We start from the raw sequence: 26396 nt of genomic DNA on the forward strand, positions 1-26396 counted from the left end.
TCCGCTAACGGGAAGCTGGGACCCGCGCGATCACCGGGTACAGGACGCGGAGGAGGGATCACGTGAACGCCGACAGGAACGACGCGACGACCGGACCGATGGTGCCGGAGCAGCGAGGCGTGCGTGACCAGGCCCGGGCCGAGGTCCTCTGCCGCCACGCCCGCCTGACCAAGGCCGGGCGTCCGATCTTCTGCCGGCCCAGCCGTGCCGAGATCGAGGGCTGGGCGCCACCGCGCCAGGGGCCGGGCTCCGACGGCAAGGTGATCTACTCGACGCGCGAGGACGCCGAGGCCGCGGCGCGCGAGCTGGAGGCGCTCGGCGCACGGCCGCTGCGGTCCTACATCTGCGCTCGATCCCGCGGAGGCCACTTCCACCTCACCACCGACTCGACCCAGCGCACCGGGCACCTGCCGCTGCACCTGCGCATCCCGCAGCAGCGCATCCCGCTCTCCGCGTAGGTTGACCTGAAGCCAAGTTGAACTCCTAGCGTCGTCCGCGACGAAAGGAGTTCAACTGTGACGACACTTGTCACGGGCGCCACCGGGAACACCGGCCGCCATGTGGTGGCCGAGCTGGTTCGCAGAGGCGAGCGTGTTCGCGCGTTGACCCGGAACCCGGCCGCGGCCGCCTTCCCGGCCGAGGTGGAGACCGTTGCCGGTACGCACACATCGCCTGCGGAGCTGGGGTCCGCACTCGACGGCGTCAGCCGGCTGCACATCACGGTGACGGCGGGGCTCGCCGAGGTCGGGCCCGAGCTGGTGCGCCGGGCGGTCGATGCGGGGGTACGGCGCATCAGCGTGGTGTGGGGTGGCTGGGTGGGGCCGGTCGAGCAGGCCGTTGCGGAGTCGGGCGTGGAGTGGACCCGCCTGGAGCCGCAGGAGTTCATGTCCAACACGCTGACGTGGATCGACTCGATCCGGACCGAGGGGGTCGTGCGGGAGCCGTACGACTTCCCCAGCGCGCTGGTGCATGAGGCCGACATAGGCGAAGTGGCAGCCGTGGCCCTGCTCGAGGACGGCCATGCGGGACGCGCCTACAACCTCACCGGACCCGAATCGCTGACCACGCGGGAGAGGATCGCAATCCTGTCCCGAGCGATCCGCCGCGACATCACCTTCGTCCCGATCACCCACGAACAGGCCGTCGAGAGGCTGATGGCCACGGGCGTGTCCCGGGCGGATGCCGACTACGTGATCGGCTGGTACGCCGCTCCCACCGATGACGCCACGACCGTCGTCGACACCGTCGAGAAGGTGACCGGCCATCCGGCGCGCACGTTCGCGCAATGGGTGGCCGAACACGCGCAATGCTTCGCGACGCCCCGCGTCACGGCGTGATCCGCGCGTTCCCGGTGCGCTGATAGTCACTTCACAGACCCAGTGGCCACTTCACACAAGGCCGGCCTTGTGTGAAGTCCGTACTGGGTGTGTGAAGTCGGTCTGTGGCGGCGCCACCGAAGGCTCTGGTGAAGCGGCCGACTCCTGCACGGAGCTGCGGCTGCGCGCCTGCCGTCCGCGGTGGCAAGGTGACCGGGAACCCGCCGCAGCACCCCGGGAGCGCGACATGCCGAACCACCCCCGTGCCGGAACGCCCGCGCAGCCCGAGGACCTCGTCGATATCGGGGCCCTGCTCGCCGCGTACCACGACCGCACGCCGGATCCGGACGACCCGGCGCAGCGGGTGGCGTTCGGGACGTCCGGCCATCGCGGCTCGTCGTTGCGCACCACGTTCAACGACGCCCACATCGCCGCCACCAGCCAGGCGATCTGCGAGTACCGGGCATTCCAGCGCACCGACGGGCCGCTCTTCATCGGGCGCGACACGCACGCGCTGTCCGAGCCGGCGTGGGCCACCGCGATCGAGGTGTTCCAGGCCAACGGCGTGCACGTCCTCGCCGACGCGGACGATGCGTTCACCCCCACGCCCGCCGTCTCGCACGCGATCCTCACCCACAACCGCGGCCGGACGGGCGGGCCCGCCGACGGGGTCGTCGTCACGCCGTCGCACAACCCGCCCGCGGACGGCGGGTTCAAGTACAACCCGCCCAACGGCGGCCCGGCCGACACCGACGCCACCTCCTGGATCGCCGACCGGGCGAACGAGCTGCTGCGCGCCGGTCTCGCGGGTGTGCGGCGCACGCCGCTCGACCGGGCAGGGCTCGCCCGCTACGACTTCCTCGGCGCGTACGTCGCCGACCTGCCCTCTGTGGTGGACCTGGACGCGATCCGGACCGCGGGGGTGCACATCGGCGCCGACCCGATGGGCGGGGCGAGCGTGGCGTACTGGGGCGCGATCGCCGAGCGGCACCGGCTCGACCTCACCGTCGTCAACCCGGCCGTCGACGAGCAGTTCGGGTTCATGACGCTCGACTGGGACGGCAAGATCCGGATGGACTGCTCGTCGCCGTACGCGATGGCGTCGCTCGTGCAGCGGCGGGGGGAGTTCCGCATCGCCACCGGCAACGACGCCGACTCCGACCGGCACGGCATCGTCACCGCCGACGGCCTGATGAACCCCAACCACTTCCTCGCCGTCGCGATCGGCTACCTGTACGCCCACCGCGCGGGCTGGTCACCGGATGCGGGCGTGGGCAAGACGGCCGTCAGCTCGTCGATGATCGACCGGGTCACCGCCGACCTGGGCCGCAAGCTCGTGGAGACGCCCGTCGGGTTCAAATGGTTCGTGCCCGGCCTGCTGGACGGCTCGATCGGCTTCGGCGGCGAGGAGAGCGCGGGCGCGTCGTTCCTGCGCACCGACGGCGGCGTGTGGACCACCGACAAGGACGGGATCATCCTCGCGCTGCTCGCCTCGGAGATCACCGCGGTGACCGGTCGCACGCCGAGCGAGCGCTACCGGGAGCTCACGGAGCGGTTCGGCGAGCCCGCCTACGCGCGCACCGACGTCGCCTGCAGCCCGGACGACAAGGCGAAGCTCGGCAAGCTCTCCGCCGACGACGTGCGCGCCACCGAGCTGGCGGGGGAGAAGATCACCGACCGCCTGACCAGCGCGCCGGGCAACGGTGCCCCGCTAGGTGGGCTCAAGGTGGTCACGGAGGGCGGCTGGTTCGCGGCCCGCCCATCTGGCACCGAGGACGTCTACAAGGTCTATGCCGAGAGCTTCCACGGCCAGGAGCACCTCGCCCGGATCCAGGATGAGGCCCGCGAAGTGGTGGCAGCGGCGCTGAGCTGACTGCGACGTCCGCAACAAGATCTTTTCAGAACGCTCGCCGTCCTCCTAGACTCGCCGCCGCTGCGCCGCTCCCCGGTGGTTCTGCCGGCCTGCGCGATTCACGATGCGGAGGCCGGAAAGCCTGCTCAGGTCTCGTCCTGCCCGTGTTGCGGCAATGCGCCCGTCCCGACACCAGGGACGTTGTCGACATGGGGGGAATCCATGATGAGCAAGATGCGTAGATGGTCGTTGGCGGTCGGGCTGGGAATGGCGCTGACCGTGTCGATCCCGGCCACGGCGGTGGCCGCGCCGCCCGCCGGGGAGGCAGCCGACGTGGTGACGACCAGGGTGCAGAAGGACACGCCCGACAACATGTGCCTGACCGCGAGCGGGGGCACCGGAAGTCAGGTGTACCAGGACCCGTGCGGCACCGAGGAGGCCCAGTACTGGGAGTTCGTCGGGCCCTACTACGCGGCGCAAGGTGGCCTCTACTACCTCATGCGGAACCGGGCGACCGGCCTCTGCCTCGAGGAGATGGCCGGCAGCGAGACGGGCTCGCCCGTCGTGCAGCAGACCTGCGACACCGCTGAACCGCCTCGCAACTCGCAGGCATGGGGGATCACGAGCGGCGACTTCCAGATGATCGGGAGCCGCACGTCCGACCTGCAGATCAGGTTGCCCGGTTCGACGCCCGGCGCAGGAGCCGTCTACTCGGCGTTCGTGGAACCGCACGACGAGCTGGCGTACAAGTTCCTCGACGAAGCGCCCGAGTGGTAGGTCCCGCACCGTCATCCCGACGCGCGGGAGTTCCCCCGGAATCGCGTCGGTGAGATGCCGACCCAGGCCACGATCGCCTGCCGGAGCGACTCAGCGGAGCCGAAGCCGCACCGGCGGGCGATCGTGGTCACCGGCTCGCGCGTTCCGGTGAGCAGCTGGGAGGCCGCCTCGAGCCGGCCGACGCCGAGGTCGCCGTCGAGGTTGCTGATCACGTGTTCGATGACCCGCCGGACCAGGACCTGGTCGGAGTGCGGGATCGTGGTGAACAGGCTGATCTGCGCCTGGCTGCCGGGCCGTTGCAGGTAGGTGACCATGGCCAGGGCCACCCGCCGGGCGATCTCGGCCCCGTGATCCTCCTCGATGAACGACAGGATGAGATCGAGTGAGGCCGTGATCCCGCCCGACGGGACCGCGCAGTCCCGCACGAAGATCGGCGTGGGATCGACCTGCACCCGCGCCCAGTGGATCGGACACCCGATGCGGCCTGTCCGCCGTGTGTTCGCCGGCGCGTCCGGCAGACTCCGGCCGGTGAACCGGAACGGATCGGAGCTCGTCCCCGCATGGGCGCGGCGGACGCGCGGCGAGCACCGCTGGCCTGCCGCGGTGGCCGTGGCCGGAACGATCGGGCTCCAGCTGCTCATGCCCGCGGAGGTGGTGCCCGAAGGCCGCTACGTCCTCCCGGCGCTCGAACTCGCCGTGCTCGTCGGGTTGCTGGTGGTCAACCCGTTCCGGGTGGATCGTGAGTCGACCGTGCTGCGCACGGCCGGCCTCGTCCTGACCGGGCTCGTCGCGCTGGCGAACGGGTGGTCGGTCGTGCTGCTCGTCAGCGACCTGCTCACGGGACGTCCGGCGACGCCCGCCGAGCTGCTCGGCGCGGGAGGCGCGATCTGGCTGACGAACGTGCTGGCGTTCGGGCTCGTGTACTGGGAGCTCGACCGCGGCGGGCCGGCGGCGCGGGCGGTCGCTGCCCACGACCGACCCGACTTCCTGTTCCCCCAGATGCAGATCCCCGAGATCGCGGGCCGGGACTGGGAACCGGGCTTCGTCGACTACGCCTACCTGTCGTTCACCAACGCCACGGCCTTCAGCCCCACGGACGTGCTGCCGCTGTCGCGGTGGGCGAAGCTGACGATGGCCGTGCAGGCGGGCGTGTCGCTCGTCGTGGTCGTCCTCGTGGTCGCCCGCGCGATCAACGCGCTCGGCTGAGCAGCCGGTACTCCCGCAGGACCAGCACGATGACCAGGACGTCCAGCGCGGCCAGGAACGGCAGCACGAGCGATCCGGTGCGGACCGCGCGCAGCAGCTCGTAGCCGACGAACACGCCGAGCACGACGGCCGCCACCGGGTAGGCGGGGCGCCACTTGCGCAGCAGCGCCCACACCAGTGCGAGCTTCACGACGCCGTGCAGCCCGAGGTAGACGAGCACGAAGGTGCGGTTGCCCGACGCGAACTCCGCGGTACCCGCCACGAGGTGACGGGTGAGGAAGCCGTCGGGCGGGCCGAGCAGGTCGCGGCTCACGACATCGGCGACCAGCCGGTGCACCGTTGCGGCCGGGACGAGCAGCAGCGCCACGGCACCGAACAGCTCGACGGCGCCGTCCAGGCCCTTCACCAGCAGCGCGGCCTTGAACCACCGTTCGGTCCGGCGCGCCCTGACATCGGCCATGGACGACTTCTACCAGCGTGTGCGACAGAAACCGCAGCGATCTGGACAAGTTGCTACCACCGCACCCCCGTTCCCCCGATGCTTCGGATGTGCTCGACAGGACCAGGTGGCCGGACATGCGGGAGTGGCACCGCCCACTGCTGCTGGTCGCGGCCGCCACCGCGCCGTTCGTCGTGGTCTCGCTCGCCGGCATGCTCCTCGACGGGCGCGTGCTCGTGGGGGCGCCGATCTGGTTCAAGCCGTTCAAGTTCGCCGTGTCGATCGTGATCTACGCGGTGACTTGGGCCTGGCTGTACGCCTACCTGCCACGGAATCGCGCCGTGCGCTGGTCCACCACGATCATCGCGGCGATGCTCGCCATCGAGTACCTGGTCATCCTCTGGCAGGTGGCGCGCGGAAGGCAGAGCCACTTCAACGTCGCCACCGTGCTCGACGCCGCGCTATGGGCCACCATGGCGACCTCGATCGTCGTGCTCTGGATCGCCAACCTCGTGGTGGCCGGGTACCTGCTGGGCCGGAAGGTCGGTGGGCCGTCGCTGACGTGGGGCGTCCGGGCCGGAGCGGTCATCTCCCTGTTCGGCGCCGCTGTCGCCTTCATGATGACCCGGCCGACCGCCGCGCAGCGGGCGTCGTTCTCCGACGGTACCTTCGCCGGCCTCATCGGCGGACACAGCGTTGGCGTGGTCGACGGTGGGCCGATCATGCCCGTCACGGGGTGGAGCACCACCGGCGGCGACCTGCGGATCGCCCACTTCGTCGGCCTCCACGCGCTGCAGGGGCTGCCGCTCGTGGCCGTACTGCTGGCGTTGCTCGCCGGTCGGGTGGCGCTGCTGCGCGCCGAGGCGGTCCGCACGCGGCTGGTCGTCGTCGCGTCGGCGGGGTACGCGGCGCTGACCCTCCTCTCGCTGTGGCAGGCGCTGCGCGGTCAGCCGCTGACCAGCCCGGACGGGCTGACGGTCGTAGCCACCGGCCTGCTGGTGGTGCTCGTCGTGGCCGCGGCGGTGGCCGTGCTCGTCACGAGCCGCCGCGGATCCCAGCGCTCCCCGGAGACAACTGGCTGATCACGTCGGTCCGGAACCGGCCAGGGGGGTGGCCGGTGGTGCGCTTGAACGCACGGGCGAACGCGAACTCGGAGTCGTAGCCCACGCGGTGGGCGACCTCCCGCAGCGATCCGCGCTCCTCGCGCAGCAGCCGCGCGGCGACCGACATCCGCCAGGCCGCGACGTACGCCATCGGTGCCTGGCCGGTCAGGGTGCGGAAGCGGCGGGTGAAGGTGGCGCGCGGGGCGCCGGCCGCGCGGGCCAGCAGGTCCACGCTCCATGGCCGGGCCGGGTCGTCGTGGATCAGCGCCAACGCACTGCCCACCACCGGGTCGTACAGGGCCCGCACCCACCCCTCGCCGGACTGGTGCTGCTCGGCCAGCCAGGCGCGCAGGATGTACACGAACAGCAGGTCCAGCAGCGACGCGACCACCGCCGGTGCGCCGGGGTCGGCGCGCTGGACCTCGCAGGAGAGCAGTTCCACCGCGGCGGCCAGGCCGCGGTCCCTCGCCTGCCCTGCGCCGATGTGCACCACGGGCGGCAGGATGGCGGTCAGCGGGTGCGGCGGGCCCGGGGCCAGCACGAACGCGCCGACGAGCAGCCTGGTTACCGGACCGTCCCCGTCGATCGCCAACCTGCGCGGCATGCCGTCCCCGAGCGGACCACCGATCAGCTCCTTCAGCGGCCGCGCCGCCCGGCCGGGCTGGTCGGCGCAGACGTGGGCGACGCCGGACGGCAACAGGACCACGTCGCCCTGGACGAGCTGGACGGGCTCGAGGCCCTCCGGCATCAGCCAGCAGGTGCCGGAGGTGATGACGGTGACCCCGGCGACCCCACCTTCCTCCAGCCCGATCGCCCACGGAGCGCGGAATCCGGCGACGCAGTAGAGGGGGCTGCCACGCCGGACGGTGGCGACGACGTCGGCGACGATGTCGGCGACCGCGTCACCTGAGCCGGACGGGACGGCCGGGAGGTCGAGATCGGTGACGGTCATGCTCCGACGCTACGCCGCTGTCATGTCCAGATGACAAGCGTCGTGAGCCGATCGGACATGGATCCGCGCTGATCTGTCATAGCTCATCTCGGCACCGTCTCCCTAGGGTCGATTCATCCGAGGAATCGATCGACCGGCCGTCACGATGACCGTCCTGGTGACGGGCGCGACCGGCAAGACGGGCCGCCGGCTTGTCCTCCTGCTCGTCGAGCGCGGCGTGACCGTCTTCGCGGAGTTCGCCGATGCCGCCGCCAACGCCTGGCGCTGATCACCCTTCATCCCCACCAACCCACGGAGATCACTCATGACCGCGACAAGCTCCTCTCCCGCCGCCCTCGTCACCGGCGGCACCACCGGCATCGGTCTCGCCACCGCCCGCGTCCTGCACGAAGAGGGCTTCGGGGTGCTCGTCACCGGCCGCAACCCCGACACGCTCGCCGAGGCGCGGCGCAACCTGCCGGAGGAGGTCGCCGTGCTGCGCGCCGACGCCCGTTCGGTCGAGGACGCCAAGCTCGTCGCCGACGAGCTCGCGGAGCGGTTCGGCAAGGTCGACGCCGCCTTCCTGAATGCGGGCGTCGCCCGGGTGACGCCACTGGAGACCCTTGACGAGGTGCTGTTCGACGAGCTGTTCGACGTCAACGTCAAGGGCCACCTCTTCACCCTGCAGGCGATCCTTCCCCTGCTCGGTGAGGGCAGCACGGTGGTGTTCACCAGCTCGACCGCCGCCCGGCGGGGCGTGCCCGGCCAGTCGGTGTACAGCGCCACGAAGGCGGCGGTGAACTCGCTGGTCCGCTCGCTGGCGGTCGAGCTGGCGCCCAGGGGCATCCGCGTCAACGCCGTCAGTCCCGGCCCGGTGGAGACGCCTGCGCTCGGCAAGCTCGGCATATCCGAGGATCAGCTCGAGGCGGTCCGGACGCAGATCGTCGGCCTGCTCCCCATGGGCCGGTTCGGCTCCGGCGAGGAGATCGCCCGCGCGGTCGCCTTCCTCGCCTCACCGGCCGCGAGCTTCATCACCGGGGCGAACATCGACGTCGACGGTGGCATGGTCGCGCAGTTCGGTTCGCGAGCATCAAGCTGAGAGGCCGGGCGAACAGCTGCCCCTGTCGGCGCGCGTCAGCGGGCGCCGAGCCGGGCCAGGTCGCGGCAGGTCGCGGCGAGCAGGTCGCGCAGGAGCGGGCCCGCAAGCGCCTCGTGCACGTCGATCACGGGACGGCCGGCGCGCAGGTCCTGCTGGTAGCGGTCGCGGTCGGCGACGTAGGGGAGGGCGGTCAGCGCGGCGACGACCACGGTCTCCCCGCCCCGTTCCGCGACGGCGACGGCGTGGGTGCGCAGCACCGTCTCGTCGGCGTGGCCGATCCAGCCCGCCTTCACGGCGACGGACGCCGCGGGAACCCCGAGGGTGTCCGCCACCGCGTCCGGGATCCCGAACGCCTGCTCGGGGGCCACGGCGCGCATCCAGTTCACGACCCGCGCCGCACCCGGATCGCGCGCGAGCGCCCCGTAGGCGGTGACGAGCTCGGTGGCGCTCACCTCCACCCCGCCGAACCAGTCCGGGTCGGCGCCCGCCGTCCGCCAGCGCACCCCGGTGGCGCCGGCCAGCCGGTCGAGGAGCCGGGGCGGCGGGCCCGCGTGCCAGATGCGGTTTGTGGCTGCGTTGTCGGAGAAGCGGATCGCCTGCTCGCCGTCGTCGGTGCGTCCGCTGCCCGCCACCCACACGATCAGCGGCTTCAGCACCGACGCGCAGCGCAGGCGGGCGCCGCCCCTGCGGGCGGCGACGGCCCGCAGAGGTGCCCCGCCGTACTGCGGTGTGCCGAACACCTCGCCCGCGACCTGCGCGGACGCGCCGTCGGGGAGCCCGGCGAGCACATCAGCGGCCGTCACAGGTCGATCCCGATGCGGCCCGGCTCCAGCTCGTAGGCGTCGGCACGGTCGGTCCGTTCTGTCATGCGGTCCCCTCGTGGGTGCGGGTGGCGTTCGCCCGCACGAACTCCTCGTCGACGTCGTGCCCGAGGCCGGGGCTGTCCCACGGCACGGCGACGATGCCGTGATCGGCGCGGATCGGCTGCGTCACCACGTCGCGCGCGTAGTACTTGTCCGAACCGGAGACGTCCGACGGCAGTACGAACCCGGGGAGGCTGGACAGCGCGACGTTGGCGGCGCGGCCCACGCCGAACTCGTGCATGCCGCCGCACCACACCGGGATGTCGTGCTCGCGGGCGACGTCGTGGGCGGCGACGGCGGCCGTGAGCCCGCCCATCCGGGAGGCCTTGATGTTCAGCACGCGGCATGCCCCGACGGCGAGCGCGGTCTCGAGGTCGTGCCCGTCGACGATCGACTCGTCGAGGCAGATCGGGGTGTCGATCACCGCCTGCAGCCGGGCGGCCGCCATGAGGTTCCGGGGCGCGAACGGCTGCTCGATCATGACCAGCCCGGAGCCGTCGAGGGCGCGCAGCGCGGTGAGGTGCTCGTCGTCCTCGGTGTAGGCGCCGTTCGCGTCGACGTGCAGCTGCAGATCGGGGAACGCGGCGCGCACGGCCGTGACCGGCTCGACGTCCCACCCGGGCGCGATCTTGAGCTTCACCCGCGGGTAGCCGGCGTCGACCTGCCGGGCCACCTGCTCCACCAGCGCGTCCACTCCTGCCTCGATGCCGAGGCTGACGCCCGCGACGACGGTCTGCCGTTCCCCGCCGAGCGCCCGGGCCAGCGGTACGCCCTCCACTACGGACCAGAGCGCCCAGCACGCCGCGTCGAAGCCTGCCTTGGCGAACTCGTTGCCCCGCACCTTGCCCCACAGAGCAGGCGCATCCCGTGGGTGCTCCCACGAAGCGCCCACCAGCGCCGGCACCAGGTACGAGGAGCCGATCGTCCAGCACGTCTCGACGGTCTCGGCCGTGTAGAACGGACCTGATGGCGAGGCGACCTCGCCCCAGCCGACGGCCCCGTCGGCGTCCTCGACGCGCACGAGCACGTGTTCGAGGTAGGACTTGCGGTGCGAGCTGGTCTCGAACTCGTGCACCAGCGGCAGCCGCACCTGCAGCAGCTCGATCCGATCGATCCGCACTTATCGGTCTCCGTCCGCGTAGATGCCCAGCCGCGCCGTGAGCACGTCGCGGCGCGCGAGCCGCCTCCGCGCGCCCTTCGCGCTGGCCGCGGCGAGGGTGGCGATGATGTGCACGACGGCGGCGACGGCGGTGGGGGAGTCGGCGTAGGACGCGCTGTCGGTGCTCACCACGACCGCGACGTCGGCTACCCGCGCCACCGCGCCGTCCGCGTCGTCGGTGACCCCGACGACGGCGCCGCCCGCCGCGGCGAACTCCTCGGCCGCGGCGATCGTCGAGCGTGCGTAGCGGCGCAACGAGAACGCCACGAGCACGTCGCCCGGCCGCACGTCCGAGAGCACGTCGACCGCGCGCACCACGGTGCCGTCGATCAGGGTGACGTTGGCCATGCTGGCGGACAGGTCGGTGGCGAGCAGCGAGGCGTAGGACCACGACTTGGACCCGCCTGCGACGAACCGCCGCTTGGCCGCGACGATCCGGCGGGCGGCCTGCTCGAGCGAACCGTCAGCCTGCAGGCGCTCCAGGGTGGCGGACAGGTTGGCGGTCTCCTGGGCGACCACCTGCTGCAGCAGCGCGGTGGCGGTCGAGCGGCGCTGGAGGCGGGCGCCGTAGCGCTCGTCCGGGGTGCTCAACTGCTTGTTGTCCGGGATCACCGATTCCCCAGGCAGTACAGCGCGGTGCGGTCGTCGACGCGCCGGCACGACAGCAGCGCCTGGCCCGACCCGAGGAGCCTGGCGAGCTCGTCGGCGACGCGGTCGCGCACCTCGACGGCCCGGCCGGTGCGCCGAAGCTCGTCGCCACCGACGGGCACGGCGAGCCAGCCGACGTCGCCGTCCGCACGGCACTCGCCCCAGTCCGGCACATCGGGTGGCAGGGGCGGGACCGGGACCGGGGTCTGCGCCTCGAGGACCCACTCGACGACCACGCGATCGGTACGGCCGTTGTGGTCCTCCATGTCGTAGAGGTCGCGGTGGAACCAGCGGCCGACGGCGCCGAGGACGTCGAGGTTGAAGTGGGCGTTGCGGGCCTGCAGCGGGTCGTACGCCCAGCGCATCGTCCGCACGCCCGTGCGGCGGGCCACCTCGGCCTGTGCCCGCTTGAGCTGCCGGCCCACCCCGCGGCCCTGCGCGGCCGGGTCGACCGCCGCCGTCTGCGAGTAGTGGTAGGGCGTGCCCTGATCGAGGCCCACGAAGCCGTAGGTGAAGCCGATCAGCCGCTCGTCCTCGTCGAACGCGCCGAGGGCCGACCCGCCCGCGTGCTGCAGGGCCGCCAGGAGCTTCGGCGTGAACGCGGGGTCGTCGCCTGTCAGTCCGAACACCACCCGGTACAGCCGGACGGCGGCGAGCCGCTCGGCGGTGGTGGCGAGGGGCCGGGTGGTGCTCCCGGGCATGCTGCTCCCAACGGTGATACGCAACGTATGTGTGAAGGTCCTACCGCCGCAGAAGCAGGGTGTCAACACGAGGTTGCGAAAGATATAGTCCGTATCCATGTCCGACTTCTCCGGCGCCGCAGCCGCTCTCGCCGACGACGCGGTGGGGCGGCTGATCGCTTACGCACGGCACGAGACGCCGACCGGCGACGCACCGGCGCTGAACGCACTGGCGGACGTCCTCGAGGAGCGCTACCGGGAGCTGGGCGCGCGCATCGAGCGCGTCGCGCAGGGGACGGGTGATCACCTGGTCGCGCGGTGGGGCGATGCCGACGCACCGCACGTGCTGCTGCTCGGCCACCACGACACGGTCTGGCCGACCGGCACGCTCGAGTCGATGCCGCTGACCGAGGCGGACGGCGTGCTGCGTGGCCCTGGCGTCTACGACATGAAGGGCGGACTGGTCGTCGCCGAGCTGGCGTTCGAGGTCCTCCGGCGCTGTGATGCCGCGCCCGCCCGGCCCGTGCGTCTCGTCGTGGTGGCCGACGAGGAGGTCGGCAGCCCCACGGCGCGCCCGCTCGTCGAGGCGCACATGGCGGGCGCCGTCGCGGTGCTGGGCCTGGAGTCGCCGCACCCCGGCGGCGCGCTGAAGACCGCGCGCCTGGGCAGCACGCGCGTGCGGATCGAGATCGCGGGCCGCGCCGCCCACGCCGCGCTCGACCCGGAGTCGGGGGTGTCGGCCGTCGACGAGCTGGTGGACCAGCTGCTCGCGGTCCGCGAGATCATGGCGAGCGAGCCCACGGTGCTGTGCAACGTCGGGACCGTCGACGGGGGAGGCCGCACCAACGTCGTGCCCGACCGTGCGGCCGCCGACATCGGCCTGCGGTTCACCGACGTCGCCACCCAGCAGCGGGTGCTCGGCGCACTGGGGCGGCTCACCCCCGTGCGGCCGGGGGCCGAGGTCGTCGTGCGGACGCTCACCAGCAGACCCGCGTGGTCCGACCCGGCCGACGACCTGCTCGCCCGGGTGGCGATGGCCGGCACCGCCGTCGGGCAGGAGATCGCCGGCCGCCCGGCCGCGGGCGGGGCCGACACCAACATCGCCGGTGCCGCCGGCATCCCCACGCTCGACGGCTTCGGCCCCCTCGGCGGGGGCGCCCACGCGCCCGACGAGCGGATCGAGACGGCGACACTGCCGGCGCGCGCGGCCCTGCTCGCCGCCATCCTGACGACGCTCTGACCCCCAGCGGGCCGCCCGAAGCGGCCGGGCCGGCCGTGCACACCGTGAGGCCGGCGTGCACACGGTGTGCGGTGTGCACGGTGGCCAGCCGGTGTGCGCGGTGGACCCGTCAGCTGTCGTCTCGGTGCCGGGCACCGGGGCGTCGGGCGAGGGTGAGGACGAGGCCGGCAAGGGGGAGCGCCGCGAGCACGGCGAGGGCCACCGGCACCGGCACGATGCCGGACAGGCCCGCGACGGAGGCCGGCCCGATCCCGCCACCCAGGAAGATCATGAAGTTGAGCAGGCCCTGCGCGGCGTCGGCGTCCTGCGCGGCGACCAGCTCCGGTGCGAGGCCCGCCAGGACGGCCTGGGCGCCGGCGAACCCGCACACGGTCAGCGCCGTGCCGACGACGACCGGGATCGGTCCGGTGAGCACCGCGACCACGAGCACGCCGACGACGGTGAGCGCCGCGAGCCCGGCCAGCACCTGCCAACCGGCGAATCGGCCGGCCCACCCGACCAGCCGCCCCGCCAGCACCGAGCAGGCGGCGGCCGGGACCAGCAACGCGCCGGCCTCGAGGGCCCCACCGCCCGTGGCGTGCTCGATCAGGGACGGGGCGATGAACAGCACCCCGTAGTAGCCGGCGAAGACCGACGCGCCGACGAATCCGGCTGCCATGAACCCGCGGGTTGTGATCAACCGGTGGGGCACGAACCCGTCGGGCGTGTGCCGCACGCGCCGCCACAGTCCCACGGCGGCGATCACCCCAGCGGCGCCCACGGCGAGCGTCACCGGACCGGGTAAGCCCACCGAGTGGGCCTGCAGCAACGTGATCAACGAGCCGGCGAGGACCGACAGCACGGCCGCGCCGAGAACGTCGAAGCGCCCGCTCGAGCGGTCGCGCCCGGTCGGCGGGAACGTGCGCCTACCCGCCGACGCCGTCAGTAGGAGCGGCAGTGCGAGAAGGGGCAGTGCGAGGACCGGAACCGCGAGCACTGCTCGCCACCCCAGCCACGTGGTGACCGCCCCGCCCAGGAGCGTGCCGCACGCGGACGCCGTCCCGCTGGCGGCCGCGATCATCCCCAATGCGCGCAGCCGTTCCCGCCCGGGAAGGGCAGCGGCCGCGGCGAAGACGGCGATCACGGTGGCGCCCGCCCCGACGCCACCGATCAGGCGACCGACGATCACGATCGGCAGTGTCGGGCCGACCGCCGCCACCGCGGAGCCCGCGGCGAGGGCAATCACTCCGGCGACGAGTACCCGGAAGGCGCTCCACCGGCCGATCAGTCGGCCCGCGATCGGCATAGCGAGCGCCGAGGTCAACGACCACGCCGTGAGGATCCATGCGGTGGCCCCGAACGGCACCCCGAGCGCGCGGCCGATCTCCGGGAGCGCCACCGACGGCGCCCCCAGCGCGACGAACATGGGCAGCACTAGCGCCCCCAGTACCAGCCCCAGCCGGCGTCCGTCCGGGGCGTCCGTGGATGCGCCGCTCGGGGCTCCTGCGGACGGAACGGTCTGCGGCATCGTCGTCTCCACCGAAGGTAGGCTGTGACACGTGACAGCTGATATGGGTGTCACGCTACGGACGGGCGAGGAGACACGTCAAATGCTTGATGCGTGTTACGGATCACCGGCGGTCGAGACGGCGGTCGATCTCGCCAACACCCTGAAGCCGATCAAGGGCGAGGACGCGCTCGAGGCCGTGGAGCAGCTCAGGGCCTTCCTCGACGGCCATTCCTCGGCTGGACCGGACGAACGTCGGCGTCTCACCCGCGCCGACCTGGAGGAGGTACGGGCGGTGCGCGAGACGGTGCGTGGCGTGCTCGAACGGGCGAGCACCGACGCGGCCGCGGCCGCGGCCCTGATCAACGACGGTCTGCGCCGCAGCCGCGCCACTCCGGTGCTGCGCCACGACAACGACCGCTGGTGGACCGAGGTCACCTCCGACACCGGTAGCTGCGCGTCCCACCTGGCCGCGACCACGCTCAGCGCGCTTGCTGCCGTGATCGCCACGCTCGGTCCGAACCGTCTCGGCGTATGCGCCGGGCCCACCTGCCGGTCCACATTCGTGGATCTCTCGCGCAACGGCTCCAAGCAGTACTGCACCCGAACCTGTGCACACCGCGCCAGCGTCGCGGCCTACCGGAGCCGGCAGACCGCGCGCTGAGAGGTCCTGGACGTCACCTGATGATGCCGATGCCGGCGGTGACCCGCCTCCTGGCCCATTGCCACCCGATCATGACGGCCACGATGCCGAGCGACACCCAGATGCCGTTCGCGGAGATGGTCTCGGCGAGGTCGACGGCCGGCTGCCCGATGGCGTACCCCATGCCCGCGTAGATGCTCGCGCGGACCAGCGACCCGATGCCGTCGAGCACGAGGAACGTGCGCAGCCGCATCCCGGTCCACCCCGCCGCGGCGTAGATCAGCGACGACGGGATCGGCGTCCACGGCGCCATCGCGACGGCCGGCCACAGCATCCACGGGCTGAGCGAGTCCGCCTTGCCGGCGAACCACATCGCCCACTTGCTCCTGCGCGCGAACTTGTCGACGATCCCCGCGCCCCAGAGCGTGCCGGCCCACCAGATGATCGCGTCGAACTTCATCATCCCGACGACGGCCGCGGCCACCGCGACCACGAGCGGAACCGAGCCGACGCCCGCGAACGCTCCCGCCGCGATGACCGACTCCTTCGAGCCGGTGAGGATCTCCAGCAGCACGGGGTTCGAGCCGATGAGGAGCGGTCGCACCGGCCACATCGCGGTGTAGAAGACCGCCATCCCGGCGATCGCGTACCAGCAGAGCAGGTCCTCGCGTCGGGGGCTTCCGTCCCACGGCACCCAGCGGCTGCTCGTCATGATCGCCTCCGTTCGTCGCTGAGTCCATGCTCAGCGGCGCCGGTGCGCGCCGGTATGGCGATCTGTCACGGTCGACCCGGGCGGTTCGCACGGGTCGAGGGTGCTTCCCGAGCGTGGCGGCACGCGTCACACCATGGCCAGCGTGGCCACGAGGGGGACGGTCGCGACGCTGGCCAGCGTGGAGAGCACGATCACCGTAGAGACCTGATCGGCGTCGGCCGAGTAGCGCTGCGCGACGACGTAGACGTTCCCCGCTGTGGGCAGCGCGGCCATCAGCACTCCCGACTGGACCCAGAAGGGATCCACCCGCAGTAGGTGGGCCAGCACGAACCAGACCAGCGCGGGGTAGGCGAGGAGCTTAGCCGTTGTGACCGCGGCCGCGGAGGCGACGGTGCCGCGGTCGATGTGCTGGGTGGCGAGCGCCCCGCCGAGCGCGAAGAGGGCGGTCGGGCCGGCCGCGCTGCCCAGGAAGCCGAGGAACCGGTCCAGCGGGCCGGGCACCGCCAGTCCGGTGGCGGCGAGTGCGGCGCCCATGAGGATCGCCATGACGATCGGGTTCAGCACGGTTCCGCGGAGCACGAGGGAACCGACTCCCGCGCGATCACCGTCCCGGGCCGCGCTCATGATCACGGCGCCGACGGAGAGCAGCACCATGATCTCGGCCAGGATCGCCATCGCGAGGGGGCCTGCGCCGCGTTCGCCGAAGAAGGTCAGCATCAGTGGCGGCCCGAGGAAGCCGAGGTTGCTGACGGTGGCCGCGGTGGCGCGGGCGCCTGCGGTGGCAACGGCGGGCCGATCGAGGATCCGCGAGAGGATGAACGCGAACGCGAAAACCAGACTGCCGCTCAGCAGGTAGCCACCGTAGAACGCCGGGTTGAGCGAGCCGGCGAGCGGCTGGCTGCTGACGAGCCGGAAGACCAGTGCCGGCAGGGCGAACCGAAATGCGAACGCGCTGAGCGCATCCAGTGCCGTCGGGGGCGTGAGGTGGGTCCGGATCGCCGTCCAGCCCAACGCGATGACGCCGAAGATCGGGAGGGTGAGCTGGGCGATCTCGCTCACCGTTCGCCCCGATGATGCGCTCGCCGACGCTCGCTCACCCGAGCGCGGCGGTCCGTTGTTCGATCGCCCGGATCACGGCGACCATGTCGGTTGCCCCGAGGCCGAGGGAGTGGGCCTCGCCGAAGAGGGCACGGCAGACGTCCAGCAGCGGCGAGGCGATGCCGGCCTGTCGCGCCGCGTCCGCGATGGGATCGCAGTTGTTCTCCAGCACATCCGCGATCGCGGCCTGAACCCGGAAATCCCGGTCCACCAGCTTGCGCACCTTCACCCGCGACACGCTGCTGGCCATCGGACCCACGTCCAGCACACCCATGAACTGCTGCATGTCCAGGCCGTGCCGGTCGGCGAAGTGCGCGGCTTCGGCCAGGCCGGTCACCATGGTGACCAGGAACAGGTTGACCGAGTACTTCATCAGCAGCCCGTTCGGCACGGGCCCGCACACGATCGTCTCGCGGCACATCGGGCCGAGCACCGGGCGGACGTCCCGCACCGCGGCGGGCTCGCCGGCCAGCATGGCCACGAGCTCCCCCGCCTCGGCCGGTGTCCGCGAGCCGGAGACAGGGGCTTCGACGTACTTCCCGCCGGCAGCGCGAACGTCGGCTTCCAGCCGACGCGAGAAGCCGGGCGGAGTCGTTCCCATGTGGACGATCGTGCGCCCGGCGACATCGACGTCGAACCCGGCCGGACCACGTCCCAGTGCGGAGTCGATCGCGTCCCCGCCGGCCAGCATGAGGAGCACCACGCGGGCTTCGTCGAAGACCTCGGCGGGGCTGATCGCCACCTTCGCCCCGGCCGCACGCAGCGGATCACACTTCTCGGCCGAGCGGTTCCAGACCACGAGCGGTGTCCCCGCCTCTGCCAGGTTGAGCGCCATGGGTCCGCCCATGACGCCGAGCCCGAGGAACCCGATGCTCATCGTCACCTACTATGTCGTGTGTCATACAGGTCGTCTTTCGGAGAGCGGGGTGCGCCATGCCCAGCCCGGAGCGCCGCCCTCGGGACCGCATGGTCTACAGCGCGGCCCAGCTGATCCGCGCTCGCGGAGTGACGGCAACGGGCGTGCGCGACGTGGTCGAACACGCGAGCGCCCCGCGCGGTTCGTTCCAGCACTACTTCCCCGGCGGGAAGGACCAGCTCGTCGGGGAGGCCGTCGCGTGGGCGGGGGACTTCGCGGCACGGTGGGTGGCCTCCTACCGCCGGGCCGAGGCCGCACCGTCACCGGACGGGCTGTTCGCCCACGTCGTCCGGCCGTGGAAGGACGAGTTCTCCGCGCGTGGATACGAGCGCGGGTGCCCGGTCATGGCGACCGCCGCCGACCTGGCGGGCGGTGAGTCCGCGGTCAACACGCAGCTGCGGCGCGCGCTCGGGCAGTGGGAGCACGCCGTCGCCGACGAGCTCGTGGGAATGGGCGTGCTGCCGGCTCGCGCCCGCAGCCTCGCCGTCCTGATGATCAGCGCTCTCGAAGGCGCGATCATGTGGGCCAGGGTGGACCGCGACACGACGCCACTGGACATCGTCGTCACCGAGCTCGCGCCACTGCTGCAGGCGGCTGGGCGTGAGGCGACCCTGTCGGGTTGCCACGACGAGGGGGCGCCGGGTGGAACGCTACCGGGCGAGCCGGCCGAGGACGTCACCCGACATTGCTAGCATGACAGCTGTCATAGCGGAAGCCGCAACCCGGTCCAACCGCCACCCCAACGTCGAACCGAGACTTCGCACGGATCGTCCGCGATCCGGGTATGTACGGGTATGGACACGGCGAGCATCACCATGACGTCCGCGCCGGCGTGCACCGAGCCGCCACCGGTGCCGCCGCCCGAACCGGAGCCCGCGCCTCCGATCCCGCCACCCGGCCCGGACCCGGCGCCACCGATCCCGCCCCCTGGCCCGGGTCCGATCGACCCGCGGAGCTAGGCCGAGCACGACAACGGCGCCGGACCCGAAGGCCCGGCGCCGCTGTGGAGAGATCCGAAGATCAGTCGTCGATCGAGGCGCTGTCGCCCGACTTGGCGGCCGCCTTGCAGGAGTCGTCGATCGTGTTGTCGCCGTCGGAGTCGGCGTCGGTGTCGGCACTACCCGCCGCGCCGAGGCCGAGCGCACCGGTCAGGTCGGCGAGGATGTGCGTGCCGTTGAGCGGCACCTGGACGCCCAGGACGTTCACCGGGACCTGGTTGTCACACGCGTTCACCGGCACCGACAGGTTGTTGCCGGCGACGTTGAGCAGGCCGCCGTGGTTCGAGCCGTCGATGTGGTTGACGTCCTCGACCTTGGTCTTGCCGTGGTCGTCGCCTGCGAAGGCGAGCGGGCTGACCGCGAGCAGACCAGCGGCGGCCGCAGCCACGACGATTCCAGCCTTCTTCAGCACAGTTGTCTCCTGATCAGTGAATTCAATGTCAGCGTCGATGACCGGGGAGCCCGCACTGACTGCGAATAAACCTAATGGGTCACGCCCGGTCGGAACAAACCGCATGCCCCTATCTGGTGAATCGATTGCACGGCGTTTGGTTACGCCCCCTTTCGGGTGACATGCGGATCGACTTGGAAGCGCCTCGCGAATCTCTTCGTCACATGCAGTTAGAGTTGATCACTCGGTTGTGTGCGTATCCTTTCGCGCCGCCGGTGCCGGTCACCTCCGCGGGGCGCGCTCCGTCATACCGGTGACGACCTCACCCAAGGAGGACCCGATGACCGTGCAGATCGTCCGCTTCACCGCCGACCCGACCGACGTCCCCGACATCGAGGCCGCGATCGAGACGATGATCGCCGCCATCCACCGCGAGCGCCCGCCCGGTGTCCGCTTCACGTCGTGGAAGCTCGCCGACGGCGTCACGTTCCTCAACGTTCTCGAGCTCGCGGACGGGGTGGAGAACCCGATGCCGGCGATCCCGGAGTGCCGGGCGTTCCAGCAGAAGCTCGCGCAGTGGGTCGCGGAACCGCCGAGGCCGCAACCCGTGACCGTCGTCGGGGCCTACGCCTGATGCACACCGCATACGTGGTGGTCACGCTGCTCGCAGTCGTGGCCAACCTCGCCATCGCGCTCGCGGACGTCCTGCGCGCGAAGTTCGTGCTCGCCAACTCCGCGAGCGTCGGGGTGCCGGAGTCGTGGCTCGTGCCGCTGGGCCTGGTCAAGGCGGCCGGAGCGGCCGGCCTGGTGCTGGGTCTGCTGGGAGTGCCGCTGATCGGCACGGTCGCCGCGGCCGGCCTCGTGCTGTTCTTCGTCGGCGCCGTGCTCACCCACCTGCGGGCGCGCAACTACGCGTTGGGGTTCCCGGGCGTCTTCCTCGCCCTCGCCGCGGGGGCGTTCGTGCTCAGCCTGGCGTGATCACGCACTCTCCCGCACGACGAGGCGGTGCGGGGCCGTGAGGTGCCGGGGCGGGAGGGTCGGGTCGGCCAGCCGGGATGTGATCATCTCCAGCGCCGACCCGACCACGAACGCCCTGTCGATCGCGACGGTGGTGAGCGGGGGAGTGGTGAAGCGCGACTCGGGCACGTCGTCGACCCCGACGACCGCCACGTCGTCGGGCACCCGTCGCCCGTGCCGGTGCAACGCGCTGAGCGCGCCGATGGCGAGCACGTCGTTGGCGGCGAAGACGGCGTCGATGTCGGGGTGCTCGGCGAGAAGCGCGTCGACGGCGTCGGCGCCGGGTTGGCGGTTCCACTCGGACACGTCGCGGATCAGGGCGCGGTCGACCGGCAACCCGGCCGCGCGCAGTGCCTGCGTGTAGCCGAGCATCCGCTGCTGCATCACCGGCAACGGCCGGGCCTTCTTGTAGCCGATCATCGCGATGCGCCGCCTGCCCGCGGCCGCGAGATGGGTGGTGGCCAGGGCGCCGATGGCGACGCTGGCGATGGTCACGTGGTCGACCGCGGCCCCACCGCCGTGCTCCCCGATCAGCACCATCGGCGTGTCGTGCCGCGGCGCCTCCAGCTCCGACGGGGGCATCGAGAGCGGGCTGAAGATCAGCCCGTCGGCGAACCGGACGGGGAAGCCAGCGGCCACCTCGCGCTCGCGTTCGATGTCGCCGTCGGTCTGCTCGACGACGACCGTCAGCCCCCGCTCGCGGGCCGCGCTCACGAGCAGGGCCGCCAGGTCGGCGAAGTAGGGCACGTCGATGTGGGGGACGGCGAGCGCGATCGCACCGGTGCGTCCCCGGCGCAGCTGCCGGCCGACCGCCTGCGGGCGGTAGCCGAGCTCCTCGACGTACCGCCGGACGAGGGCGCGGGTCTCGGGCCGGACGTGCACGTAGTCGTTCACGACGTTGGACACGGTCTTCGGCGACACGCCCGCGGCGAGCGCCACGTCGCGCATCGTCACCGGTCGTCGCTGTGTCCCCACCCCTGCAGTCTCCCCAACCCTCCCCCTTGACAGGCAAGCGCCTTCCCGCAAGGGTTTTACCACGATGTAAAGGGGGAGTGGTCGATGACGACCTCGCACCGCCTCTCGCGCCGCACCCTGCTGCGCGCAACGGCCGCCGCCGGCGGCGCCGCCCTCCTGTCCTCGTGCGCGGGGGGCTCGGGGAACGCCGTCGACCTGGCGTACTGGAACTTCTTCGGAGGCAGCGACGGCAAGCTCATGGTGGAGCTCGTCAACCGCTTCCGGGCGGAAGCGCCCAACGTCCGGGTCACGGCCACGACGCTCATGTGGGGCCCGCCGTATTACACGAAGCTGGCGATGGCGTGTGCCGGCGGCCGGGCGCCCGACCTCGCCACGATGCACGGGTCCCGGCTGTCGACGTTCGGCCGTGACCTGCTCGACGAGTGGGACCTCGACGAGCTCGCCGCGCGCGGCGTCTCGCTGGACGAGTTCCCGCAGCCCGTCCTGGACCGGGTGCTGGTCGACGGCCGGTTGATGGCACTGCCGCTCGACACCCACCCGCTCGTCCTCTACTACAACACCGACATCTGCGAGAAGGCCGGGCTGCTCGCCCCGGACGGCACGCTGGCGCCGATCCACGGGGCGGAGCAGATGCTCGACGCGGGGAGGCGGGCAGCCGAGGTCACCGGCGCCATCGGCATCGCGCTCGGCTCGCTCCACGAAGCGCACATCTGGATGCCGTTCTGGTCGGGGTACCGCCAGCTCGGCGGGCAGATGCTGCTGCCGGACGGTGGCCCGGCCGAGGTGGACCGGGACGCGATGGTCGGTGCGATGACGTTCCTGCGCGACCTGTGCGATGGCACCATCTGCTCACCGAGCCTCGACGGCCAGTCCTCGCCCGCCGCGTTCGCCAGCCAGCAGGCCGGGTTCCTGTTCGTGGGCCCGTGGGAGGTGACCTCCGCGCGCACGGCCGAGATCCCCTTCTCGATGACGCAGTTCCCCGCGCTCTTCGGCGACACCCCATACGTGCGGGCCGACAGCCACAGCTTCGTGCTGCCGACGCAGGCCCAGGTCGATCCGGCGGCGCGCAGCGCCGCCTACGACATGGCGGTGTCGATGCTGCGCAACAGCCTCGCATGGGCGGCGGGCGGCGGCCACATCCCGGCGCTGTCCGCGGTGGCCGACAGCCCCGAGTACCTGGCCGAGAAACCGGTGTCCAACTATCGGGGGGCGGCGCAGGTGGTGGCGTTCGACCCGGAGGCCTACTTCTCCGGATCCGGATCGACGTTGATGGCGCGGGCCGGGCAGAGCCTGCAGGGCGTCACGTCGCGGGCGCTCACACCCGAGCAGGGGGCCGACGACCTGATCGGCTGGCTCGACGACCAGCTCACCCTGGGGAGCCCGCTATGAGCGCCGGGACGGTCGCCGCGCCGGGTCGCGTCGAGCAGCCCACCGCCCCGCGGCGAGGGCCGAGCCTCGTGGGCGGGCGCGGCGGGATCTGGTTCGTCCTGCCGTTCATGGCGGTCTACGCCGCGTTCGTGCTGTGGCCACTGCTCTACGGCCTCGGCCTGAGCTTCTTCGACACCAGCCTGGTGCGGGCCGAGTCGCGGTTCGTCGGGTTCGACAACTACGTGCGCCTGTTCGCCGATTCCGAGGTCTGGCGCACGCTGGGCATCACGGTCCTGTTCACGATCGGCAGCACGATCCCGCTGGTCGTGATCGCGCTGGTGATGGCGCTGCTCGTGCAGACCGGGGTGCGGGGCCAGTGGTTCTGGCGCTTCGTGTACTTCGCGCCGTTCCTGCTGCCGGTGGCCACGGTCGTGCTGATCTGGCAGTGGCTGTTCTCCGGCGACTACGGCTTGATCAACGCGGCGCTGACGGGGATCGGGCTGCCCGAGGTGGGGTGGCTCACCGATCCGGCCGTGGGTCTGTGGTCGGTCGTCCTGCTCACCGTCTGGTGGACGATCGGGTTCAACTTCCTGCTCTACCTCGCCGCCCTGCAGGCCATCCCGGCCCAGCTGTACGAGGCCGCCGAGATCGACGGCGCGGGCGGATGGCGCCGGCTGTTCGGGATCACGCTCCCACTGCTGAACCGCACCACCGGGCTGGTGATCGTGTTGCAGGTGCTGGCCTCGCTCAAGCTGTTCGACCAGGCCTACATCCTCTACAGGGCGAACGGGGGGCCGGGCGGGTCGGCGACGCCGATCCTGCAGTACGTCTACGACACCGGGTTCACCGACTACCGCTTGGGGTACGCGTCGGCCATCTCCTACGTGTTCTTCGTGCTGATCATCCTGATCGCCCTCGTCCAGGCCCGGCTCAGCCGCAGGAGCGAATCGTGACCACCGCGAACACGACAGCCGATCCCGCCACGGCGCCCGTCCTGCCCCGGGCCCGCCGGTCGCGCGCCCCCGAGGGGGCGGACATCCGGCGGTACACGCCGCTCGCCCGCGCCGGGCTGATCACCGCGCTCGCGGTGCTGGCCGTGCTCTGGCTGGCCCCGCTCTTCTGGGCGGTGGTCACATCGCTCAAGCACGAGGCCGACACCACCGTCGTGCCGCTGGAGGTCGTGCCCGACCGCGGGTTCACGCTCCAGGCCTATGCCTCGGTGCTCGCCGACGGGAACCTCGTCACGTGGTTCTTCAACAGCACCCTGGTCACGGTGGTGATCACGGTGCTCACCGTCGCGCTCTCCGCGGCCGCGGCCTACGGGTTCTCGCGCACCCGCTTCCGGGGCCGGAACGCGCTCTTCGCGCTGACGATCGCCGGGATCATGGTGCCGCCGCAGATCCTCATCGTGCCGCTGTACCGGCAGATGCTCGCGATGGGCCTCGCCGACACCTACGCCGGGATCATCCTGCCGCAGCTGGTGCTGCCGGCGATGGTGTTCATCCTCAAGAAGTTCTTCGACGGCATCCCGCGCGAGCTGGAGGAGGCCGCCCGCGTGGACGGCGCAGGCCAGCTGCGGATCTTCCTGCAGATCGTGCTCCCGCTGTCGCGGTCGATCCTCGCCGCCGTGTCGATCTTCGTGTTCATCCACGCGTGGAACAACTTCCTGTGGCCGTTCATCATCACCTCCGACCCCGGCCTGATGACACTCCCGGTGGGGCTCGTGCAGGTGCAAAGTGCCTTCGGGGTGCGGTATGCACAGGTGATGGCCTCGGCGATCCTGGCGGGGCTGCCGCTGATCGTCGTGTTCATGCTGTTCCAGCGCCAGATCATCCGCGGGGTCGCCACCACCGGCCTCGGCGGGACGTAGAGAGAGGACGCACTTGCCCCGCGCACGCCTGACCATCGACCCCGACTTCACGATCGCACCGGTTCCCCGGCGCCTGTTCGGCTCGTTCGTCGAGCACATGGGCCGCTGCGTCTACACCGGAATCTTCGAGCCCGGCCACCCGAAGGTCGACGCCGACGGCCTGCGCACCGACGTGCTCGACCTGGTGCGGGAGCTCGGCCCCACCGTCGTGCGCTACCCGGGCGGCAACTTCGTCTCCGGCTACGAGTGGGAGGACGGCGTCGGCCCGAAGGACCAGCGGCCACGGCGCCTGGACCGGGCGTGGCGCTCGATCGAGACCAACGAGTTCGGGCTCGGCGAGTTCGCGCGCTGGACGAAGGCGGCCGGCGTCGAGCCGATGATGGCGATCAACCTCGGCACCCGCGGCATCCAGGAGGCGTGCGACATCCTGGAGTACGCCAACCACCCGGGCGGCACGAAGTACTCCGACCTGCGCCGCGCCCACGGCAGCGCCGAGCCGTTCGACGTCAAGCTGTGGTGCCTGGGCAACGAGATGGACGGCCCGTGGCAGGTGGGGCACAAGACCGCCGCCGAGTACGGGCGCCTCGCCGCCGAGACGGCGCGGGCCATGCGGCTGGTCGACCCGACCATCGAGCTGGTCGCCTGCGGAAGTTCCAACTCCCGCATGCCGACGTTCGGCGAGTGGGAGCGGGTGGTGCTCGAGGAGACCTACGACCAGGTCGACTACATCTCCGCCCACGCCTACTACCAGGAGCACGACCACCCGGGCGACTTCCTCGCCTGCGCCCGCGACATGGACGTCTTCATCGAGTCCGTCGTCGCCACCGCCGACGCCGTGCGCGCCCGCGGCAAGCACCGCAAGCGGATCGACGTCTCCTTCGACGAGTGGAACGTCTGGTACCAGTCGCGCCACCACGACTCCGCGATCGCCAAGGGCGAGAGCGGGTGGGAGGTGGCGCCGCGGGTGATCGAGGACGAGTACTCGATCACCGACGCCGTGGTCGTCGGCACCCTGCTCAACTCCCTGCTTCGCCACGGCGACCGCGTCACGGTGGCCTGCCAGGCGCAGCTGGTCAACGTGATCGGGCTCCTGCGCAGCGAGCCCGGTGGGCCGGCGTGGAAGCAGTCGATCGCGCACCCGTTCGAACAGGTCCGCAGGCGCGCAACCGGGGAGATCCTGGACGTCCGGGTGCACAGCGACCGCTACGAGACGCCCCGCTTCGGCGACGTCGACCTGGTGGATGCGTCCGGTACGTGGGACGCCGAGAACGGGGTGGTCGCGCTGTTCCTGGCCAACCGCGACCAGACGGATGCGGCCACGGTGGAGGTCGGCGTGCGCGGCTTCGGCGAGCTGCGCGTGCAGCACGCCGCGGTGCTCGCGGCGGCCGAGGGGCAGGACCGCCACACGACCAACGACGAGCAGCACCCCGACCGGGTCGGCCTCCGCCCGCTGGACGGCGTGGAGGTCGCGGACGGGCAGGCGACGATGACGCTGCCGCCGCTGTCGTGGGCGGTGGTGCAGCTGTCCCGCGCCTGACGATCGGACGAACGGCACTTCCGTACCGCTTTATCGGACGGAAGTGCCGTTCGTACAACTGAGGTGCGGGAA

The 26396-nt window shown here is 71.8% G+C and carries 30 protein-coding genes; 17 read left to right on the top strand and 13 right to left on the bottom strand.

What is annotated here, in order from left to right:
• Positions 1 to 62: 62 nt before the first annotated feature.
• The 4 genes from K1T35_RS12045 to K1T35_RS12060 all read left to right on the top strand — a co-directional run bounded on the left by K1T35_RS12045 (position 63) and on the right by K1T35_RS12060 (position 3945).
• Positions 63 to 458, top strand: coding sequence for a hypothetical protein (locus tag K1T35_RS12045; protein WP_220260248.1), 396 nt, complete (start codon positions 63 to 65; stop codon positions 456 to 458).
• 57 nt (positions 459 to 515) lie between these two features.
• The gene (locus K1T35_RS12050; protein ID WP_220260249.1) at positions 516 to 1337 is read left to right on the top strand and encodes an NmrA family NAD(P)-binding protein; all 822 of its coding nucleotides are present in this window, start codon (positions 516 to 518) and stop codon (positions 1335 to 1337) included.
• Positions 1338 to 1563: 226 nt separating this feature from the next.
• Positions 1564 to 3189 carry a phosphoglucomutase (alpha-D-glucose-1,6-bisphosphate-dependent) gene (gene pgm / locus K1T35_RS12055; protein WP_220260250.1) on the top strand — a complete coding sequence of 542 codons (1626 nt, stop codon included), beginning with the start codon at positions 1564 to 1566 and terminating at the stop codon, positions 3187 to 3189.
• A gap of 213 nt (positions 3190 to 3402) precedes the next feature.
• Positions 3403 to 3945, top strand: a complete 543-nt coding sequence (locus K1T35_RS12060; protein ID WP_220260251.1) for an RICIN domain-containing protein — start codon at positions 3403 to 3405, stop codon at positions 3943 to 3945.
• A gap of 11 nt (positions 3946 to 3956) precedes the next feature.
• On the opposite strand, the gene K1T35_RS12065 is transcribed toward K1T35_RS12060, so the two are convergent.
• The gene (locus tag K1T35_RS12065) at positions 3957 to 4397 is read right to left on the bottom strand and encodes a helix-turn-helix domain-containing protein (RefSeq protein ID WP_220260252.1); all 441 of its coding nucleotides are present in this window, start codon (positions 4395 to 4397) and stop codon (positions 3957 to 3959) included.
• A gap of 76 nt (positions 4398 to 4473) precedes the next feature.
• Here K1T35_RS12065 and K1T35_RS12070 point away from each other — a divergent pair, with 76 nt between their 5' ends.
• Positions 4474 to 5151: a hypothetical protein gene (locus K1T35_RS12070; protein WP_220260254.1), complete on the top strand. Its 678-nt coding sequence runs from the start codon at positions 4474 to 4476 to the stop codon at positions 5149 to 5151.
• Here K1T35_RS12070 and K1T35_RS12075 read toward each other — a convergent pair.
• The gene (locus tag K1T35_RS12075) at positions 5135 to 5611 is read right to left on the bottom strand and encodes a DUF2127 domain-containing protein (RefSeq protein ID WP_220260255.1); all 477 of its coding nucleotides are present in this window, start codon (positions 5609 to 5611) and stop codon (positions 5135 to 5137) included. The two genes, K1T35_RS12070 and K1T35_RS12075, sit on opposite strands and share 17 nt — an antisense overlap.
• 116 nt (positions 5612 to 5727) lie before the next feature.
• Between K1T35_RS12075 and K1T35_RS12080 the strand changes: the two genes are divergently transcribed.
• Positions 5728 to 6672, top strand: a complete 945-nt coding sequence (locus tag K1T35_RS12080; RefSeq protein WP_220260256.1) for a hypothetical protein — start codon at positions 5728 to 5730, stop codon at positions 6670 to 6672.
• Here the strand turns inward: K1T35_RS12080 and K1T35_RS12085 are convergent.
• Positions 6626 to 7645, bottom strand: coding sequence for an AraC family transcriptional regulator (locus K1T35_RS12085; RefSeq protein WP_220260257.1), 1020 nt, complete (start codon positions 7643 to 7645; stop codon positions 6626 to 6628). The genes K1T35_RS12080 and K1T35_RS12085 overlap by 47 nt on opposite strands.
• A 145-nt stretch (positions 7646 to 7790) precedes the next feature.
• On the opposite strand from K1T35_RS12085, the gene K1T35_RS48805 reads away from it, so the two are divergent.
• Complete coding sequence (locus K1T35_RS48805; RefSeq protein WP_255621795.1) at positions 7791 to 7913, top strand: hypothetical protein; 123 nt, start codon at positions 7791 to 7793, stop codon at positions 7911 to 7913.
• 36 nt (positions 7914 to 7949) lie between these two features.
• A complete protein-coding gene (locus K1T35_RS12090) occupies positions 7950 to 8723 on the top strand; it encodes an SDR family oxidoreductase (RefSeq protein WP_220260258.1) in 774 nt (257 codons plus the stop codon).
• A gap of 35 nt (positions 8724 to 8758) precedes the next feature.
• Here K1T35_RS12090 and K1T35_RS12095 read toward each other — a convergent pair whose 3' ends face one another.
• The 4 genes from K1T35_RS12095 to K1T35_RS12110 all read right to left on the bottom strand — a co-directional run bounded on the left by K1T35_RS12095 (position 8759) and on the right by K1T35_RS12110 (position 12094).
• Positions 8759 to 9526 (bottom strand): hypothetical protein, encoded by a 768-nt coding sequence (locus K1T35_RS12095; protein ID WP_220260259.1) that lies wholly within the window; start codon positions 9524 to 9526, stop codon positions 8759 to 8761.
• A 61-nt stretch (positions 9527 to 9587) separates the two neighbouring features.
• Positions 9588 to 10706, bottom strand: a complete 1119-nt coding sequence (menC, locus tag K1T35_RS12100) for an o-succinylbenzoate synthase (RefSeq protein WP_220260261.1) — start codon at positions 10704 to 10706, stop codon at positions 9588 to 9590.
• Positions 10707 to 11357 (bottom strand): MurR/RpiR family transcriptional regulator, encoded by a 651-nt coding sequence (locus tag K1T35_RS12105; protein ID WP_220260262.1) that lies wholly within the window; start codon positions 11355 to 11357, stop codon positions 10707 to 10709. It lies immediately after the preceding gene.
• A complete protein-coding gene (locus K1T35_RS12110; protein ID WP_220260264.1) occupies positions 11354 to 12094 on the bottom strand; it encodes a GNAT family N-acetyltransferase in 741 nt (246 codons plus the stop codon). Before K1T35_RS12110 ends, K1T35_RS12105 begins: the two co-directional genes overlap by 4 nt.
• A gap of 97 nt (positions 12095 to 12191) precedes the next feature.
• Between K1T35_RS12110 and K1T35_RS12115 the strand changes: the two genes are divergently transcribed.
• The gene (locus K1T35_RS12115; protein ID WP_220260266.1) at positions 12192 to 13313 is read left to right on the top strand and encodes a M20/M25/M40 family metallo-hydrolase; all 1122 of its coding nucleotides are present in this window, start codon (positions 12192 to 12194) and stop codon (positions 13311 to 13313) included.
• 109 nt (positions 13314 to 13422) lie between these two features.
• Here K1T35_RS12115 and K1T35_RS12120 read toward each other — a convergent pair whose 3' ends face one another.
• The gene (locus tag K1T35_RS12120) at positions 13423 to 14820 is read right to left on the bottom strand and encodes an MFS transporter (protein WP_220260267.1); all 1398 of its coding nucleotides are present in this window, start codon (positions 14818 to 14820) and stop codon (positions 13423 to 13425) included.
• 82 nt (positions 14821 to 14902) lie between these two features.
• On the opposite strand from K1T35_RS12120, the gene K1T35_RS12125 reads away from it, so the two are divergent.
• The gene (locus tag K1T35_RS12125; protein ID WP_220260268.1) at positions 14903 to 15463 is read left to right on the top strand and encodes an ABATE domain-containing protein; all 561 of its coding nucleotides are present in this window, start codon (positions 14903 to 14905) and stop codon (positions 15461 to 15463) included.
• 13 nt (positions 15464 to 15476) lie between these two features.
• Here the strand turns inward: K1T35_RS12125 and K1T35_RS12130 are convergent, their stop codons facing one another.
• The 3 genes from K1T35_RS12130 to K1T35_RS12140 all read right to left on the bottom strand — a co-directional run bounded on the left by K1T35_RS12130 (position 15477) and on the right by K1T35_RS12140 (position 18129).
• Positions 15477 to 16154, bottom strand: a complete 678-nt coding sequence (locus tag K1T35_RS12130) for a DedA family protein (RefSeq protein WP_220260269.1) — start codon at positions 16152 to 16154, stop codon at positions 15477 to 15479.
• Positions 16155 to 16280: 126 nt separating this feature from the next.
• Positions 16281 to 17213, bottom strand: coding sequence for an AEC family transporter (locus K1T35_RS12135; RefSeq protein ID WP_220260270.1), 933 nt, complete (start codon positions 17211 to 17213; stop codon positions 16281 to 16283).
• 34 nt (positions 17214 to 17247) lie between these two features.
• Positions 17248 to 18129, bottom strand: coding sequence for an NAD(P)-dependent oxidoreductase (locus K1T35_RS12140; protein WP_220260271.1), 882 nt, complete (start codon positions 18127 to 18129; stop codon positions 17248 to 17250).
• A 56-nt stretch (positions 18130 to 18185) separates the two neighbouring features.
• On the opposite strand from K1T35_RS12140, the gene K1T35_RS12145 reads away from it, so the two are divergent.
• The gene (locus K1T35_RS12145) at positions 18186 to 18860 is read left to right on the top strand and encodes a TetR/AcrR family transcriptional regulator (RefSeq protein WP_220260272.1); all 675 of its coding nucleotides are present in this window, start codon (positions 18186 to 18188) and stop codon (positions 18858 to 18860) included.
• 328 nt (positions 18861 to 19188) lie between these two features.
• On the opposite strand, the gene K1T35_RS12150 is transcribed toward K1T35_RS12145, so the two are convergent.
• Entirely contained in the window at positions 19189 to 19578 is a 390-nt protein-coding gene (locus K1T35_RS12150) for a hypothetical protein (RefSeq protein ID WP_220260273.1), read from the bottom strand.
• A gap of 319 nt (positions 19579 to 19897) precedes the next feature.
• Here K1T35_RS12150 and K1T35_RS12155 point away from each other — a divergent pair, with 319 nt between their 5' ends.
• Entirely contained in the window at positions 19898 to 20191 is a 294-nt protein-coding gene (locus K1T35_RS12155) for a hypothetical protein (RefSeq protein ID WP_220260274.1), read from the top strand.
• Positions 20191 to 20535 carry a DoxX family protein gene (locus K1T35_RS12160; protein ID WP_220260275.1) on the top strand — a complete coding sequence of 115 codons (345 nt, stop codon included), beginning with the start codon at positions 20191 to 20193 and terminating at the stop codon, positions 20533 to 20535. The genes K1T35_RS12155 and K1T35_RS12160 overlap by 1 nt, the downstream gene beginning before the upstream one ends.
• On the opposite strand, the gene K1T35_RS12165 is transcribed toward K1T35_RS12160, so the two are convergent.
• Positions 20536 to 21522, bottom strand: coding sequence for a LacI family DNA-binding transcriptional regulator (locus tag K1T35_RS12165; RefSeq protein WP_255622582.1), 987 nt, complete (start codon positions 21520 to 21522; stop codon positions 20536 to 20538).
• A gap of 111 nt (positions 21523 to 21633) precedes the next feature.
• Between K1T35_RS12165 and K1T35_RS12170 the strand changes: the two genes are divergently transcribed.
• From K1T35_RS12170 to K1T35_RS12185, 4 genes are read left to right on the top strand one after another with little or no spacing between them, the layout of a single operon-like run.
• On the top strand, positions 21634 to 22938 hold the full coding sequence (locus K1T35_RS12170; protein ID WP_220260277.1) for an extracellular solute-binding protein: 1305 nt from the start codon (positions 21634 to 21636) through the stop codon (positions 22936 to 22938).
• A complete protein-coding gene (locus K1T35_RS12175) occupies positions 22935 to 23870 on the top strand; it encodes a carbohydrate ABC transporter permease (protein WP_220260278.1) in 936 nt (311 codons plus the stop codon). Before K1T35_RS12170 ends, K1T35_RS12175 begins: the two co-directional genes overlap by 4 nt.
• Complete coding sequence (locus K1T35_RS12180) at positions 23867 to 24787, top strand: carbohydrate ABC transporter permease (protein WP_220260279.1); 921 nt, start codon at positions 23867 to 23869, stop codon at positions 24785 to 24787. Before K1T35_RS12175 ends, K1T35_RS12180 begins: the two co-directional genes overlap by 4 nt.
• Positions 24788 to 24800: 13 nt before the next feature.
• Positions 24801 to 26324: an alpha-N-arabinofuranosidase gene (locus K1T35_RS12185; RefSeq protein ID WP_370645351.1), complete on the top strand. Its 1524-nt coding sequence runs from the start codon at positions 24801 to 24803 to the stop codon at positions 26322 to 26324.
• Positions 26325 to 26396: the final 72 nt, after the last annotated feature.

It is taken from the genome of Pseudonocardia sp. DSM 110487 (genome assembly GCF_019468565.1).
In the GTDB taxonomy this organism is placed as follows: Bacteria; Actinomycetota; Actinomycetes; order Mycobacteriales; family Pseudonocardiaceae; genus Pseudonocardia.

Bases quoted from the DNA above. Each gene is read 5' to 3' on its own strand.
- pgm (WP_220260250.1), top strand. From the start codon at position 1,564: ATGCCGAACCACCCCCGTGCCGGAACGCCCGCGCAGCCCGAGGACCTC.
- K1T35_RS12060 (WP_220260251.1), top strand. From the start codon at position 3,403: ATGCGTAGATGGTCGTTGGCGGTCGGGCTGGGAATGGCGCTGACCGTG.
- K1T35_RS12085 (WP_220260257.1), bottom strand. From the start codon at position 7,645: ATGACCGTCACCGATCTCGACCTCCCGGCCGTCCCGTCCGGCTCAGGT.
- K1T35_RS12080 (WP_220260256.1), top strand. From the start codon at position 5,728: ATGCGGGAGTGGCACCGCCCACTGCTGCTGGTCGCGGCCGCCACCGCG.
- K1T35_RS12125 (WP_220260268.1), top strand. From the start codon at position 14,903: ATGCTTGATGCGTGTTACGGATCACCGGCGGTCGAGACGGCGGTCGAT.
- K1T35_RS12170 (WP_220260277.1), top strand. From the start codon at position 21,634: ATGACGACCTCGCACCGCCTCTCGCGCCGCACCCTGCTGCGCGCAACG.
- K1T35_RS12165 (WP_255622582.1), bottom strand. From the start codon at position 21,522: ATGCGCGACGTGGCGCTCGCCGCGGGCGTGTCGCCGAAGACCGTGTCC.
- K1T35_RS12175 (WP_220260278.1), top strand. From the start codon at position 22,935: ATGAGCGCCGGGACGGTCGCCGCGCCGGGTCGCGTCGAGCAGCCCACC.
- K1T35_RS48805 (WP_255621795.1), top strand. From the start codon at position 7,791: ATGACCGTCCTGGTGACGGGCGCGACCGGCAAGACGGGCCGCCGGCTT.
- K1T35_RS12130 (WP_220260269.1), bottom strand. From the start codon at position 16,154: ATGACGAGCAGCCGCTGGGTGCCGTGGGACGGAAGCCCCCGACGCGAG.
- K1T35_RS12110 (WP_220260264.1), bottom strand. From the start codon at position 12,094: ATGCCCGGGAGCACCACCCGGCCCCTCGCCACCACCGCCGAGCGGCTC.
- K1T35_RS12115 (WP_220260266.1), top strand. From the start codon at position 12,192: ATGTCCGACTTCTCCGGCGCCGCAGCCGCTCTCGCCGACGACGCGGTG.
- K1T35_RS12145 (WP_220260272.1), top strand. From the start codon at position 18,186: ATGCCCAGCCCGGAGCGCCGCCCTCGGGACCGCATGGTCTACAGCGCG.
- K1T35_RS12075 (WP_220260255.1), bottom strand. From the start codon at position 5,611: ATGGCCGATGTCAGGGCGCGCCGGACCGAACGGTGGTTCAAGGCCGCG.
- K1T35_RS12160 (WP_220260275.1), top strand. From the start codon at position 20,191: ATGCACACCGCATACGTGGTGGTCACGCTGCTCGCAGTCGTGGCCAAC.
- K1T35_RS12090 (WP_220260258.1), top strand. From the start codon at position 7,950: ATGACCGCGACAAGCTCCTCTCCCGCCGCCCTCGTCACCGGCGGCACC.
- K1T35_RS12155 (WP_220260274.1), top strand. From the start codon at position 19,898: ATGACCGTGCAGATCGTCCGCTTCACCGCCGACCCGACCGACGTCCCC.
- K1T35_RS12120 (WP_220260267.1), bottom strand. From the start codon at position 14,820: ATGCCGCAGACCGTTCCGTCCGCAGGAGCCCCGAGCGGCGCATCCACG.
- K1T35_RS12140 (WP_220260271.1), bottom strand. From the start codon at position 18,129: ATGAGCATCGGGTTCCTCGGGCTCGGCGTCATGGGCGGACCCATGGCG.